We start from the raw sequence: 13,815 nt of genomic DNA, 5'->3' as shown, positions 1-13,815 counted from the left end.
TCTCAGATCACCGTGAGCCCGCCGGCGTTGATGTCGGTGCTCGGCCCGGTCATGGTGATGACCGCTCCCTTGCCGTTGCTGATGGTGATCCCGATATCGCTGACCGAGATCATCGCGCCGGTGGCTGTCGTGATCAGGATCCCGCCGGTCGGGCCGGGGGTGTCGGAGACCTGAAGGGCGTTGCCGAGCTGGGTCTGGATGGTCAGGCCGTTGACCCCGGGCGGTACCGCCTTCGCCAGCACGGGAACCTCTGCCGCACTCCCCCAGAAGCAACCGACCCAGATCGGATAGTCGGGGTCGCCGTGCTCGAACTCCACCCACACCGCGGCCCCGATGGAGGGAACGCTGAACAGCCCGTGTCCCACCCCGCCGGTCGGCGCGCACGGCAACGCCCAGGACGAGAGTCCTGGTGAGACGTCCGGCACCATCACCTGAACTCGGCCGAGCATCATCGGGTCGATGTTGTTGACCACGACACCCCTGTGCTTGCCGAGGAACCGGGTGCGGGTGGCGTCCTGGAGGTCGGTCATACCGGCACCACCGGGACCGTCGAGACCGCTGCGTTCCGCGCCAGACTGAACTGCTGGGTGAAGGCCCCTCGGGTGATCTGATGGGTCACCTTCGTGACGTAGTAGAGCCCGTCGTAGGCGTAGCCCGTGCCCCGCACCCCCACGAGCTGTCGAGAGCGCAGGACATGGCCGTACTTGGTGACATCGAGGGTGCCGGTGCCGAAGACACTGTCCTGGTGCGCGGCTGCGTACCCGATGCCCTTGAGGATGGCGGTCACCGGACTCATCTGCGCGGTCTCGGTCATCCGGTGCAGCTTGGGGGGCAACGGTGGGACGGCTCCCAGAGGCGGGTTCATCGGAGTGACGTCCGGGATGGGCAGGACGATGGGCGCGTGGGAGTTGCGTTCCTGAATGGAGACCAACGGCAACTCCTTCTTCTCCTTGTCGAAGGTGAAGGACAGCGCGGTGACGTTGTCCAGGTGGTTGCCGAACCCGGTGGTCAGGGCGGGCTGCGGCGTACCCAGCCGGATCTCGGGACCCCAGTAGGCCTTGCTCACCCCGACCACGGGACCGGGGTCGATGTAGAACACGTAGCCGACCGCGGCAGCCAGCGCCTTGAGGTAGGAGTAGTGCGTGCCCTGGTGAGTGGGGATCCGGTCGGTGGGGATCGGGACGTCCTCCATCAGGCTGGGGATCACTGCCGGAATGCACCCCAGCGCGGCGTACGGCGCGATGCACAGCAGTGCTCGCGCCGCCGGCGGCATGGCGGGGTAGGGAATCCCGTCCAGGGGGATGATGTCCATCGCCGCGCTCAGGTCCTTGCCCTTGACGTGCAACGTGGCGGTCGGCCCGTTGGTGGTCAGGTCGTGGTGGGTCACCAGTCCGTCCATGAGCACCGTGGTGGTGCCGCGCAGAGTCACCGCGATCACGCACCGGAGCACCGGTACGTCGATGGGGAACAGCAGTTGGAGGGGCGATTCCCTGGGGATGGCGAAGGTCAGCTCGAACCCACTCTGGGTGTCCCCGGAGGCGGTCTCGACCTTGAGGTCGGTGAGTGTGGCCAGCAGGTCGGCGGGCACCGGGACGGGCACGCCCACACCGAGGAACAGTTGGACGCGCACAGGTCCCGGGGGAAGGTCACGCATCGTCGCCCACCGCATCACCGGTCGCCTGGGGGCGTGAGTCCGCCGGAAGGGTCACCTTGATCCAGCGGCCGGGTGGCTCCTCGAGTTCGTTCGCGTCCAGGACGCCCTGAGCGTCGGCGAGCCGCCACCACCACGCGGGATCACCGAGTTGGGCCTGGGCCAGGAGGTCGCGCCGGTCCCCCTCCCGCACCTGCACGTAGTGCAGCAGCCGGTGTTGCTCGGGAGGCGGCACCAGACGACGACGAAAGTAGGCCACCTCGTCGGTCGGCAGGTCTTGGGTGGGCGGGTCGTAGGTCGCTACACCGACATCCCGGTAGCGACTGGTGCCCGGCAGCGAGTCCCCTGGTACGACGCCCAGGGCCAGCATGGCTTGGATCGGGTCGACCATCACAGGGCCGCCAGACCGAGGGCGCCTATCGCAGCGGAGGTGGCCCGCTTCGCCATCAACTCTTGGTTCGCCAGATGAGCCAGGTGGATCGTCCCACCACGGTGGGCCATCCCCAGGTCGTCGACCGACAGCACCCTCATGGCCAGGGTCACCTTGGCCCGGATCGGATTCAACTGGATATCGAAGGCCTCCTCGGCGATGGTCATCTCGGTGACCCGGACCGGGACCACCCGCTCCTTGGACCACACGAACAAGCACAACGGCGCCTCGGCGGGTAACACCTCGAAGACCCCGGTGGCGGCGAGTTGCTGGTTCTCGTTCAGGACCTGGACCGTCGGATTGATCAACGCCTGCAGGGCGGCGATGTCGGGGTGGATGCCGAGTTCGACGTGTGCCGGGTGTGAGTCGGGCTCGGCGAGTTGGTCGGTGGCATCGATGGCCGCTTCGAGCCGCAGCGTCTCGACCGCGACCCCCTTGAGTCGCAGGGCCTGGGCCGGGTCCGTCCCGGCGGCTTGCGGCGCGAGCGTGCGGGTGAGGGTCTCGGGGTTGTACTGCAGGGCGATGACGCGTTGGACCGCTCCGGTGGCCGGGTCCATCGTGACCAGCCCCGCCTTGACCACCCGGGCGAACATCAGGACTGTCCTGCGGCGATGGCGATGTGCCTGGCTGCGTTCTGACCCAGGCGACCCGCGCGCGTCCGAGCCGGAGCCACCGACCACGGCGTCGGGCCTGTGGCGGCGCCGGCCGGAGCTAGCGCAGCGGCCAGCGCCGTACGCATCTCGCCGACGACTTCCCGGGCTTCGGCGGCGGAGAGGCCCGTGAGCACCAGGTGGTCGATCGCGATGTGGACATCACCGCTCGTGGCTGACTGATCGCTCATGAGGTCTCCCTCGTGCGTCCCTGGAGGAACTCGCTGAGTGACAACACCGAGGCGTTCGGGACCGCGGGTGCCGCCGTGGGGGCGGTCCCGGCAGCGGGTTGCTCGTTGTCCGCGCGGACCTCGACCCGTCCGATGTGGATGTGCACGGCCGGCGGCCGGAGCTCGGTGGGTGCAGCCACCTCCGCGGTCGGGGTCGGCGCAGGCCGCACGGGTTGAGCGAACACAACCGTCTCCACGTGACCTCGTTCCGCCTCCGAGGCTCGGATGACTGGGTCCGTTCCCTGCGAGTTCCACTCCACTGGCGATGGCCTCTCGACCCGGGTTTCGATCACCCGCTCGATCGATCGGTCCCCCTCGACGACCAGCCGCTCCGGTGCTGACGCGTCGATCGGCCGGACGGTCGGCGAGACGGAGGGTGTCGTGGCTGGTGTTACGTCCGCCGCGGCCGGTGGCCGTGACAGCGCCGCCGCCTGTTCGGCCCGCGGCGAAGCCATGAGCGGAGGCAGGGAGGCCTCGACGTACGCCGGGGCCGGTTGCGGAGTCGGGGTCGGAGTCGGGGTCGGATCGTTCTGGGGAACTGGGGGGCTCATGGGTCGAGTTGGCGGGCTGGGTACGACGGCAGCATGCGTTGGCGTCTGGGTCGTCGGGGCAGCGTGAGTGGGTCCCATCGGCGCGGGGTGCACCACCTCCTCGATCGTGAGTCCCCCCACCAGGGCGGGCGACGACCTCCTCCGGGTCTGGGAGCGGGCGACCAGGCGGTCCAGGAAGTCACCCATCACTGATCCCCTGCGACCAACGCGACGAAGCGTCGACGACGCGCGGTCGGTAGCGCGAGGATGTCGGCCTCGCTCCAGGAGTAGGCCCTGGCCAGGACGTCGATGTCCACCAACAGGCCCCGGGCCTGAGCGACGATCTGTGACCACGCGAAGGTCACCACGTCCAACACCGCGAGGCGCTGCTCCCCGCACTCGGCACACACGAAGTCGATCGCGATCTCGGCGAGAGGATCAGCTTCGGCCATCCGCTCCGCCAGGGCCGCCCGCGAAGCTGCCGGCACCTGCTCCTGGACGCAGCGTCGGAGCAGGGTCTCGGGCCCGTCGGGAGTGTTGATGGCCACCGCGAGGTCCTCGAACGACACCGGACGCCAGCGCAAGGTCACATCACCCTCTACGAAGGGGTGGGGTTCGGAATCGATCAGGTCCTCTTGGCTGAGGAGGTCGTCGACGCCGATGGTGAACTCGACGACCTCGTCGCAGTTGGTGCACGTGACGGTGCCCTCGAGCGCGTCGGCCGCCACCTGTCGGTAGAGCGCCAGGAGGCGTGCAATGGTCCGGCCCACCGGTTCGAACTCGGGACGCGAATCCCCGGGCGCCGACTGCGCCATCAGCAGGGCCCGCTCGGGATCAGACAGGGCCTCCCCGCGGTCCAGCATCGTGAGTGGATCGAATCTCATCAGGTCAGCGACCTCTCACGATCAGACCGGCTCGAGGAAACTCGGCTCGCTCGGCTCGGCCACGTCGTAGTCGCGTTCCCAGCCCTCGTGCTCGAGCTTCAGGGTCTGGATGGCCACCGCGTTGGCGTTGGCGTCCAGCTCGGGAAGAGATTGGAACTCCGAGACCCACGCGCGGAAGATCTTGTAGGCGATCACCAACTGCCCCGCCTCGTTGTACAGCTCGAGGATGAGGTCCTTGCGGAAGTCCTTCAAGGACACCTCCGAGCCCAGGCCGCTGCCGAGGTTCCAGACCTTGTTGGCCCACTGCTCGAACTCCACGTCGTGGGTGACGCCCCGGGTCAGGGTCACCGCTTCGTACTTGGACCGTCCCGGCGACTTGCGTGAGGTCGAGGGGTCGGCGCCGTCGCGATGCTCGACCACCTCGGTGGTGCGCTTGAGCGCACTGACCTTGCTGACCCCGGCGACGTAGCGGCCGTCCCACTTCACGCGGAACTTGAAGTTCTTGTAGGGGTCGAACCGGTTGGCGTTGACAGTGAACGTGGCCATGGGTGGCTTCCTTTGCTGATCCGCTTCAGACGTTGATCTGGCCGGCCATTTGTTGCAGGCGTAGGACGACGAACTCGGCTGGCTTGAGCGGGGCGAAGCCGACCTGGATGTTGACCACGCCCGAGTTGATGTCGTTCTGTGTGGTGGTGTCCCGGTCGCACTTGACGAAGTAGGCGTCCTTGGGCGCCGAGCCCTGGAAGGCGCCCTGGCGGAACAGGTTGTTCATGAAGGCGCCGACGCCGAGACGGACCTGGGCCCACAGCGGTTCGTCGTTGGGCTCGAATACCGCCCACTGCAAACCGCGGTAGAGGCTCTCCTCCAGGAACAGTGCCGTGCGGCGTACCGCGAGGTACTTCCAGTCGGAGGCCAAGCGGTCGGACCCGTCACGGGTCCGCGCCCCCCACACGACGTGGCCCGCACCCGGGGCGAGGCGGAGGCAGTTGATGCCGAGCGGGTTGAGGAGTCCGATCTCGAAGTCGGTCAGCGGGACCGCCAACGCCGCGACCCCCGCGAGATTGGTGTCGAGCCCGGCCGGGGACTTCCAGACCCCTCGCTTGGCGTCGGTGTCCGCGATCAGTCCCGCGATGGCCCCCGACGGGGCGAACTGGGTGACCTGTCCGTCGCGTAGGGGGTCGGGTTGCTTGATGCGTGGGAAGTACAACGCGGCGTGTTCGCCGCGGTCGTAGGGCGCGACCGCGGCACCGGTCACGGCCAGCGCGCTGGTGGTCCAGTCGGTGGGTGCGTCCAGGATCGCCACCGCGCGCCGGGACTTCACGTAGGCCAGAGCATTGGTGACCACGGTGGCGTCGACGTCGCGGTCGCCGATATCGCCTGTGCCCGAGTAGGGCGGGATCACCAACAGGTTGAACAGATCGGCCTTCTCCAGTGCGTACATGCCCAACTTGGCGGTCTGCATCCCCGCTGTGGTGCTGATCTCGGCGGCGGTGATCGCGGCGCCGTTGTTGCCGCCGGTCGTCGCGGACGAATCCACGGAATCGCTGGCCTGCGGGTCGGTCGGGAGGGCTCCGTCGATCCGCACCAGGGTCGAGCTCTCGAGCACCAGATCGACGCGTCGCGAACTGTCCGTGGCGAAGGAGACGTTCCGGAAGGTCTCGCTGAAGAAGGTGCCGTTGTCGGTCACGGTGAGGTTGAACTGGGTGGTGTCGGCCGGGTCTGCGGTGAGTTTGTCGACCGTTGCCACCAGCCTGGATCCCCACGCCCCCGGGTTGGCTGCTCTCAGTCCGAGTCGAGCAGCGGCGGCGCCGATCCCCAGCGTGGCGGTGTCGTCGGCTGCGGGACGGTGAACGCGCACGATGATGGCCGCACCCCCACCGAGCCGGAAGAAGTCGCTGACCGAGTAGCCCAGGTGGGAGTCGGTCCACAGCCCACCGAAGACCCGTTCGAAGTCGCCGTAGGAGCCGATGGTGACCGGGTCGTCGACCGGACCCCGCAGCGCTCGGCCCACGAAGGCGGTGATCGAGGTCGCCACACCGGTGAGCGTCCGTACGCCGGACGGCACTTCGACGACGTAGACGCCCGGGTAGCTCGTCTGGACGGGAGTAAGGGCCATCAGGACTCCAAGGTGGGGCGAGGACATCAGCGAGGTCTACGAGAAGTAGTTCTACGCGGTGTCGATCACCGACCACTCTCTCGTGGGCGAGACCGGTCACCGAACGGTCACGCTCTCCGGGCTGTGGGTATTGCCAAAGCCGGGGGTCTACAGGAAGGTGGATCTCGGATGTCAGCCGACTGGGAGGGCGCGCATGACTCACACGTCGATCGACGCACACCTTCTCGGGGCGGCGCGACTGGTCCGGGACGGGCGGCCGCTCTCCGTATCTCCCATGTCGCTGCGGCTCTACGCCTACCTGCTCACCCGCCCGGGACGGCACGCAACCCGCCAACAACTCATGGATGCACTCGGTGATCAGGATTCCGCGGCCACAGCGCGGCGGCGACTGAACACGGCGGTATGGCGACTGCGGTGTGCGTTGCAGTCGACGGGCGAACCGAACGAGGAGCGCGTGATCTCCTGCGACCAGGGGCTGGCCATCGCGCCGGGGTGCCACACATGGGTCGACGTGGAGGACTTCGACCGCGCCTGCCGCGTCGCACGGCCGGTGGCTCAGTGGAACCAGGCTGACGCCCAACAGGTCGCCGAAGCCCTCGAGAACTACACCGGGGACTTCCTCGAGGGGTTCTACGACGACTGGGTGTTGATCGAGCGGGCCAGGCTGCGCGAAGTCCATGTGTCGGCGCTACTGAGGATGACGCGGTGGCATGAGAACCACGGTTTCTTCGAACTTGCCCTGGGCTACGTCCAGCGGGCCGCCGCCACCGAACCACTCCACGAGGATCTTCAGCGTCTGCTGATGCGGGAGTATCGGCGAGCGGGCCTTCCGGAGATGGCCGCCCACCACTACTCGACCTTCCGCACACTCCTGGCGGACGAGCTCGGCGTAGAGCCATCGCCCGAGACCATGTCGGCCGGGCTGGGACCCTGGAGCGATCCGCCCCCGGCCCCCGACCAGACCACCACTCGTGCGGTGCGAGAGGTCCTCATGGAACTCGAGCACACCCGCCAAGAACTACGAGAGATCACCAGCCATGTCGAGAACTCGATCAACGCCCTTCGAGATCAGTTGGTGCCGGACTGACCCCGAGGATCAGTCCGACGCCTTCTTGGCGGTGGCCTTCTTCGCCGGTGCCTTCTTCGCGGGTGCCTTCTCGGCGGTGGCCTTCTTCGCGGTGGCCTTCTTCGCGGTGGCCTTCTTCGCCGGTGCCTTCTCGGCGAGTGCCTTCTTCGGCTTGCCCAGCGCGGCGCGGGTCGCGGACGAGGGGCCCGAACCGGGCTTGTCCTCCCGCTTGTGCGCCCGCTCCGGTGGCACGGTGACCCCGGCGTTGGCCGGTTCGGACGGGAGGCCGAGGCCCTGCTCGAGCGCAGCCAGCGCCTCGCCGGTGTAGACGGCCAGCCGTTGCAGGTGCGGCACCGCCTCCCGGTCGCCGATGAAGCCGAAGTTCATCGTGTCGGCGTACGTCTCGAGGGTGATGTTCAGCGTCATCCCGTGCGCCGGGATCGAGACCGGATAGACCGCTTCGAGGCGTGACCCGCGCAGGTACAACGTCTTCCTCGGCCCGGGGACGTTGGACAGCACCAGGTTGAAGGTCGTCGGGAACGGGTTCTTGACCCCGGCGATCGCGGCTAGGGTCTGCGCGACGCTGGGTGCGAGCAGGTAGCCGGAGTAGGCCAGCGCGGGCAGCTGCCCCAGTCCGACCATCTGCTTCTTGGCCTGGGTGGTCGAGTCCATCACCGTTTCCAGGCGGCGCACCGGGTCCCCCACGTGGGTGCCCATGGAAGCCATCAGTACGGCGACCTTGTTGCCGCCGCCCTCATCCCCGCCCTCGCGGATGTTCACCGGAACGAACGCCACCAGCGGCTTTTCGGGGAGCTCGCCGAGCTCGTCGAGGTAGGTCCGTAGTCCGCCGCCGCAGACTGCCATCACGACGTCGTTCATGGTGCCGCCCGTGGCCTTGGAGATGGCCTTGAACCGGGCGGTCTCGAACTGCTGGGTGGCGAAACGGCGGGTGCGGCTGGTGCGCTGGTTGAGGATCGTGTCGGGCGCACTCCAGCCACCCTTGAGGTTCTGATGCTCCTCACCTCGGCTGAGCTCGAGCTTCACGACCGCCTTCGCCACGCCTGCGGCGGACCCGACCGCGCCGACCGCGCCCTTGGCGGCTCCGGTCGCGGTGCCACTGACCGCCTTGATGAGGGAGGCTGACTGCTTCGGCGGCTTGGAGCGCTTGACCGGGTCGAGGCTGAAGAAGAACTTCCCGTCTCTGCTGTCCGGGTCCTCCGAGAGCGAGCGACCCAGCATCTTGACGGCGGTGAAGCCGTCCACCAGGGCGTGGTGCACCTTGGTGTACATGGCAAACCGACCGCCCTCGAGACCCTCGATGACGTGCAACTCCCACGGGGGTCGGGTGAAGTCGAGTTGGTGGCTGTGCAGTCGCGAGACCAGGATGCCGAGTTCGCGTTCGTCGCCCGGGCTGGCCAGCGCGGAGCGGCGTACGTGGAAGTCGAAGTCGAAGTTCTCGTCCTCGACCCACGCCTGCCGCGGGTGTCGCAGCAGGAACGGGTGCGTCAGTTTCATGTTCCACGGCGAGGTGACCTTGTCCTCGCGCGCCTCATCGAGCAGGTCGCGCAAGTACGTCGATCCCGCGCCCGCAGGGGGCGTGAACGGCATCAGCGAGGCCACGTGCATCATCGTCTCGGGCGTCTCGGTCCACAGGAACATGGCGTCTTGCGGCGGGACCCGCTTCTTGGTGCTCATGTCGTGATCTTGCCGCACCCGGCCTCATTGTGGGAGCAGACCCGACTACCGGACCCGGTCATTCACCTTGCGCTGAGGGCTTCAGGACGGCGCTGCCCAGGAAATGGCAGACCTGCAGGGCTAGTTCCAGGTCCAGTCTGTCGTCGTCGATCGGTCGCCCGCGGTCCTGCTCCACTTTGCTGATGCGGTATTTGACGGAGTTGCGATGCAGCATCAGGTCGTGCGACGTCCGGGTGTAGCTGCCCCCGGACCCGAGAAACGCCCGAAGCGTCTCTCGGGTCCGTTCCTCCGCCTCGCCCTGGTAGGCCAGTGGGCCCAACACCTCTGAGACCCACTGCTGGGCAGCTGCAACGTCCTTGACCAGCATCGTCATCACGGCGACGCCCCGCTCGCCGTATCCGATGGCGTGGGTCACCGGGCTCGACGAAGCGGTGGCGACGCTCTTCGCCGCCTCAGCCTGAGCGTGCGAGCGGCGGAATCCTTGAGCACCGCTGATCGGCACGCCGAGGGCGACTCGGACGCCAGGGGCACCCTGGATGGCGTCCCGGATCCGCTCGACGTCCACCGCGGATGCATCCAGCCCGCGCCCGAACCACACCCACACGGTGCCACGGTCGGCCGCGGTCAAGAGGGTGCTCGCGCCGCTGCCGAACTTCGCTGCGAGGTCGCGGGCCACGTCGCCGAGAGCGTCAGTTTGATCTGTTCCCGCGTTGGCACCGTCGGCCCAGACCACCGCACCCACGTGCATCTGGTCGAGTCGATACCTCGTGCGGGTCGCAAAGTGCGCGGCCTCGACGCTGTCCCCCGCAAGAATTCGCGAGATCAGGATCGAGGTCTCGTTGGCGTTCCGGGCGATCCATCGTTGCCGTTCGTCCTCGTGCGCTTCCAACACGAACTGGGTGATCCAGTCGATGTACTTGTGCATGAAGCTACCGAGGTGGTGCAGCAGATGGAGCTTGATCGAAGGCGCGCAGTCCAGCCCTTCTATTTCCTCGAAGATCCAGGAACGTAGGTCGTCGGACCCGAAGTGATAGGCCCGTCGCAACGACGCCCCCGGCACTCCGCGCTGGGCCAGCCGCAGGGCGTACTCCGTGGCTGCCGTGATCGGTTGGACGTGTTCGAGTGGGATGTCATTGCGGATGATGTGCAGAATCGTGGAAATGTTTCCCTCGACGCTGGCTCGCAGCATCGCCATCAGCTCGGGGTCGTCCAGGTAGTTGACCTCCCCGGCGATGATGTCGCTCATTCGCGTGACGATCTCGTCGCTGCGCGCCCGCAACCGGTCTCCGATGACTGCGACGAGCGCGAGGACCTCGGCCTGATCCGCCTGGTCGCCTAGTGGGGGCGACGCACTCATCCCAGCCGCTTGAGGGCCGATTGCGCCGCGTTGAACCCGCACAGTCCGTGCGCTCCGGCGCCCGGGGGCGTCGCCGCCGAGCACAGGTACACCCCGTCGACTCCGGTGAGGTACGGGTCGAGGGCGATGCGTGGACGGAAAACCAGTCGCAGAGGCGAGTTGGCTCCGGTGATGATGTCCCCGCCCACGTAGTTGGCGTTGGCCGACTCGATCTGTGCCACCGAGCGCGTGTGGCGGCCCACGATACGAGCACGAAAGCCCGGAGCGAACCGCTCGATCTGTTGTTCGATCGCCTCCGTCGCGTCGCCCGTCCAGCCCGTCGGCACGTGCGCGTAGGCGTCGATCGGGTGGACGTCACCCTTCGAGCGCGAGGGGTCGGCGAGGTACTGCTGTCCCAACAGCACGAAGGGACGCTCCGGCATCCGACCGGCATGTACGTCGCGTTCAGCCTGTGCGACCTCGTCGTACGACCCGGCGACGTGCACCGTGCCGGCCGACCGCGAGTCCTGGTGCGTCCACGGGATGCCACCCTCGACGGCGAAGGCCACCTGGAAGACGCCCGGTCCGTGCTCGAACCGGTGGTAGGCCCGCGCGATCCGGCGCGGCATCGCGTCACCCAGGATGCGCGCGGCGGCCGCGGGGGCGGTGTCCAGCATCACGATGTCCGGATTCCCCAGTTCGGCAACTGACGCCACTCGGACCCCGGTCTCGATCTTGCCGCCGAGGTCGTCGAGCAGGTGGGCCATCGCGGCCGAGATCGACGCAGATCCCCCTTCCGCGACAGGCCAGCCGTAGGTGTGCGCTGAGGTACCGAGGGCCATCCCGACGGCCGACGACATAGGCCCACCGAAGGGCCTGAAGGCGTGTGCCGCGACTCCCCCGAACAACGCCCTCCCCTCCTCGGTCGAGAAGCGGCGGGCCATGACCGCCGCCGGCAGCGCGGCGTAGGCACCGAAACGCCCCAGCTTGATCGGGTGTTCGGGCACATGCAGCAGGGGTCTGGTGAAGTCCTTCGTGACATCGCCGAACCCCTGGGAGAGGGGCCCGAAGACGCGCTGCCAGGTGCCTCCGTCCGCACCCAGCGTCGCTGCGGTGTCCGGGACGGACTGCCGGGCCGCGGCGCCACCACCGTCATCCAGAGGGTGGGAGTACTGCACCTCCGGCCACCGCCAGGTCAGGCCATAGCGCGAGAGGTCGATGCGCCGCGAGAACGCCGAGTCCACCGCCAACGGGTGAAACCCGGAACACTCGTCGTGCAGTACGCCCGGCAGGGTGTACTCCCCGCTGCGGGTACCCCCGCCAATGGTCGGCGCGGCCTCGAGCACCGTGACCTCGACACCCTCGGCCGCGAGGGTCACGGCGGCAGCGAGCCCGTTGGGTCCGCTGCCGACCACGACCGCTCGACTCATGCGATCACTGTAGACACGACGCCCTGTGGGACGTATCCCTCCCGGGTCCAGGTGACGGTGTGCGGGATCGGGCCGTTGGGCAACCACGGGTGTTCCTCCGCGGCGACCTTTACGACGTATGTCCCACGCTCGACGACACCCAGCGCGGCGTCGATGACCCGGTACTCGACGTAGTTGCGGTGGATCGCCTGCGACTCGGTGAAGGTAACGACGAGCTCGCCGGGGGCGAAGTTGCACCGTTTCTGGACTGCGGTGATGAGGCGCTCGTCATGGAGGTGGCCGTCGCCGAACTGCCAGCCGACCAGGGTCGAGCAGGTGAACTCCGCCTCACGGATCGTGTAGTTCTCGAGCGAGTCGAGGTGCTTCATCATCATCGAGATCAGCATCCGGCCCTGAACGTGCATCGTGCGCCAGGCAACCGCCTTCTGCATGAAGATCTCGGCCACCTCCGGACCGAACGCGTCGGTCAGCTGGTCGACCTGGTTGGAGCTGTACTTGGTGATGTGGGTGTTGAGTTTCTCCTCAGCGTCACCGCGGAACGCCCAGGAGGCCGAGGCCCAGTTGCCGGCGTACTGACGCATCGAGGGCAGGAACGACACCAGGTCGGGCCGCAGGTTGCCAAGCACCGGGAAGAACAGCAGGGCAACGAGTACGCCGGCCAGGATCCCGGGCGTCATGTCGCCGACGCCGAAGCCGCTCTGGGCGGGGTACTGCCAGAACAGGAACGACAGCGCGAAGATGAAGAAGACATTCCACTCCAGCGGGACCGCCAGCGGGAACGTGGAGGTGATGAATGCGTGGAAGGTGATCATGCCGATGATGGCCAGCAGCGTGAGCGTCCGGTCGGTCGAGAACAGCAACACCAGCGGAAGGACCAGCTCGACGGTGGTGCCGCCGACGTGGGCCAGCGAGCTGCTGACCTTGGACGGCCTGATGTCGCGGGGCCAGTCACGGTAGAGGGAGCGCTTGAATCGGGTCGAGGTGATCCAGGGGGTGTTGCTGACCATCGGAGCCACGACGCTGGTGAAGTTGTGGCCGAACTTGGAGACACCCGCGCCCATCCAAATGATGACCATGGCGATCTTGGCCGCGACGATCATGTCAACGAGGTCGAAGACCGCGAAGAAGAAAATGATGGGCAGGTACTGCTCAGGACGCGAGGCCAGGAATACGACCTTGTCGCGTAGACCCATCAGAACGATGAGGACCAAGAAGGTCAACAGCGGCCACGCCGCGATCATGCCTGCCTCGCTGCCGGGGAGTCGGTCGGTGGTTACACCCGGTGCGACAAGGGCGTAGACGAGGTTGACGACGATCGCGCCGTAGAGCACGACGTCCCAGGTCGTGCGGTGGTCACCGTCGGTGAACGGCACCTTCCCGGGCCACGGCGGCACCCGGAGCGTGTTGCGCCGACCCCAATACAGCGAGCCGCCGATCATGGGGCTGAACTTGAACGCGAGGGGGCCCGAGGAAGCGCCCAACCCGAGAACTTCGAAGAAGATCGTCCACACCATGAGCTTCTGGTACAGGATCGGTTCCCCCCAGAAGTTGTCTACCTCGGCCCATCCTCCGAGCCCGGGCGACGTCGCCCACACGATCGTGTAGCCGACCAACACGTAGAAGATGAGCTTGAAGACGTAGAGCAGGTGAATCTGTTTGGGACCACCGAAGCCGTACTCGCCCCAGTGGATTGCCAGCAGCTTCATCCGCTCCATGAACGGCAGCGATCCGAACTCGGCCGGGTCGACCGGTGGCATGTCGGCTGTCTTGAGGCCCATCGCGTGCTCCTTCTTTCGT

General features: G+C 67.3%; 14 protein-coding genes. 1 reads left to right on the top strand and 13 read right to left on the bottom strand.

Translation table 11 applies throughout. The features are described 5' to 3' along the window. Window positions 1-2: 2 nt before the first annotated feature. From ACYVLV_RS03030 to ACYVLV_RS02990, 9 genes are all read right to left on the bottom strand, one after another. The gene (locus ACYVLV_RS03030; protein ID WP_460807589.1) at window positions 3-530 is read right to left on the bottom strand and encodes a phage baseplate assembly protein V; all 528 of its coding nucleotides are present in this window, start codon (window positions 528-530) and stop codon (window positions 3-5) included. Further along, window positions 527-1,654: a hypothetical protein gene (locus ACYVLV_RS03025; protein WP_460807588.1), complete on the bottom strand. Its 1,128-nt coding sequence runs from the start codon at window positions 1,652-1,654 to the stop codon at window positions 527-529. Before ACYVLV_RS03025 ends, ACYVLV_RS03030 begins: the two co-directional genes overlap by 4 nt. Then, the gene (locus ACYVLV_RS03020) at window positions 1,647-2,042 is read right to left on the bottom strand and encodes a hypothetical protein (protein ID WP_460807587.1); all 396 of its coding nucleotides are present in this window, start codon (window positions 2,040-2,042) and stop codon (window positions 1,647-1,649) included. The genes ACYVLV_RS03025 and ACYVLV_RS03020 overlap by 8 nt, the downstream gene beginning before the upstream one ends. Further along, window positions 2,042-2,674, bottom strand: coding sequence for a hypothetical protein (locus tag ACYVLV_RS03015; protein WP_460807585.1), 633 nt, complete (start codon window positions 2,672-2,674; stop codon window positions 2,042-2,044). Before ACYVLV_RS03015 ends, ACYVLV_RS03020 begins: the two co-directional genes overlap by 1 nt. Next, window positions 2,674-2,922, bottom strand: coding sequence for a hypothetical protein (locus tag ACYVLV_RS03010; RefSeq protein ID WP_460807583.1), 249 nt, complete (start codon window positions 2,920-2,922; stop codon window positions 2,674-2,676). The genes ACYVLV_RS03015 and ACYVLV_RS03010 overlap by 1 nt, the downstream gene beginning before the upstream one ends. Continuing rightward, complete coding sequence (locus ACYVLV_RS03005; protein WP_460807582.1) at window positions 2,919-3,512, bottom strand: hypothetical protein; 594 nt, start codon at window positions 3,510-3,512, stop codon at window positions 2,919-2,921. Before ACYVLV_RS03005 ends, ACYVLV_RS03010 begins: the two co-directional genes overlap by 4 nt. A gap of 185 nt (window positions 3,513-3,697) precedes the next feature. After that, the gene (locus ACYVLV_RS03000; protein WP_460807581.1) at window positions 3,698-4,375 is read right to left on the bottom strand and encodes a hypothetical protein; all 678 of its coding nucleotides are present in this window, start codon (window positions 4,373-4,375) and stop codon (window positions 3,698-3,700) included. Between the two features lie 21 nt (window positions 4,376-4,396). Then, window positions 4,397-4,921, bottom strand: coding sequence for a phage tail protein (locus tag ACYVLV_RS02995; RefSeq protein ID WP_460807580.1), 525 nt, complete (start codon window positions 4,919-4,921; stop codon window positions 4,397-4,399). Between the two features lie 25 nt (window positions 4,922-4,946). Further along, entirely contained in the window at window positions 4,947-6,518 is a 1,572-nt protein-coding gene (locus tag ACYVLV_RS02990) for a phage tail sheath family protein (protein WP_460807578.1), read from the bottom strand. Between the two features lie 166 nt (window positions 6,519-6,684). Between ACYVLV_RS02990 and ACYVLV_RS02985 the strand changes: the two genes are divergently transcribed. Continuing rightward, the gene (locus tag ACYVLV_RS02985; protein WP_460807576.1) at window positions 6,685-7,578 is read left to right on the top strand and encodes an AfsR/SARP family transcriptional regulator; all 894 of its coding nucleotides are present in this window, start codon (window positions 6,685-6,687) and stop codon (window positions 7,576-7,578) included. A gap of 9 nt (window positions 7,579-7,587) precedes the next feature. Here the strand turns inward: ACYVLV_RS02985 and ACYVLV_RS02980 are convergent, their stop codons facing one another. The 4 genes from ACYVLV_RS02980 to ACYVLV_RS02965 are packed head-to-tail and all read right to left on the bottom strand — an operon-like array spanning window position 7,588 to window position 13,796. Beyond that, window positions 7,588-9,252, bottom strand: a complete 1,665-nt coding sequence (locus ACYVLV_RS02980) for a WS/DGAT/MGAT family O-acyltransferase (RefSeq protein ID WP_460807575.1) — start codon at window positions 9,250-9,252, stop codon at window positions 7,588-7,590. A gap of 58 nt (window positions 9,253-9,310) precedes the next feature. Continuing rightward, entirely contained in the window at window positions 9,311-10,609 is a 1,299-nt protein-coding gene (locus tag ACYVLV_RS02975) for a PucR family transcriptional regulator (RefSeq protein WP_460807574.1), read from the bottom strand. After that, window positions 10,606-12,018 carry a phytoene desaturase family protein gene (locus ACYVLV_RS02970; protein WP_460807573.1) on the bottom strand — a complete coding sequence of 471 codons (1,413 nt, stop codon included), beginning with the start codon at window positions 12,016-12,018 and terminating at the stop codon, window positions 10,606-10,608. The genes ACYVLV_RS02975 and ACYVLV_RS02970 overlap by 4 nt, the downstream gene beginning before the upstream one ends. Beyond that, window positions 12,015-13,796: a DUF3556 domain-containing protein gene (locus ACYVLV_RS02965; protein ID WP_460807572.1), complete on the bottom strand. Its 1,782-nt coding sequence runs from the start codon at window positions 13,794-13,796 to the stop codon at window positions 12,015-12,017. Before ACYVLV_RS02965 ends, ACYVLV_RS02970 begins: the two co-directional genes overlap by 4 nt. Window positions 13,797-13,815 lie beyond the last annotated feature (19 nt).

The sequence above is a fragment of the Nocardioides salsibiostraticola genome, assembly GCF_054783655.1.
This window is presented reverse-complemented; position numbering and strand designations above follow the sequence as displayed.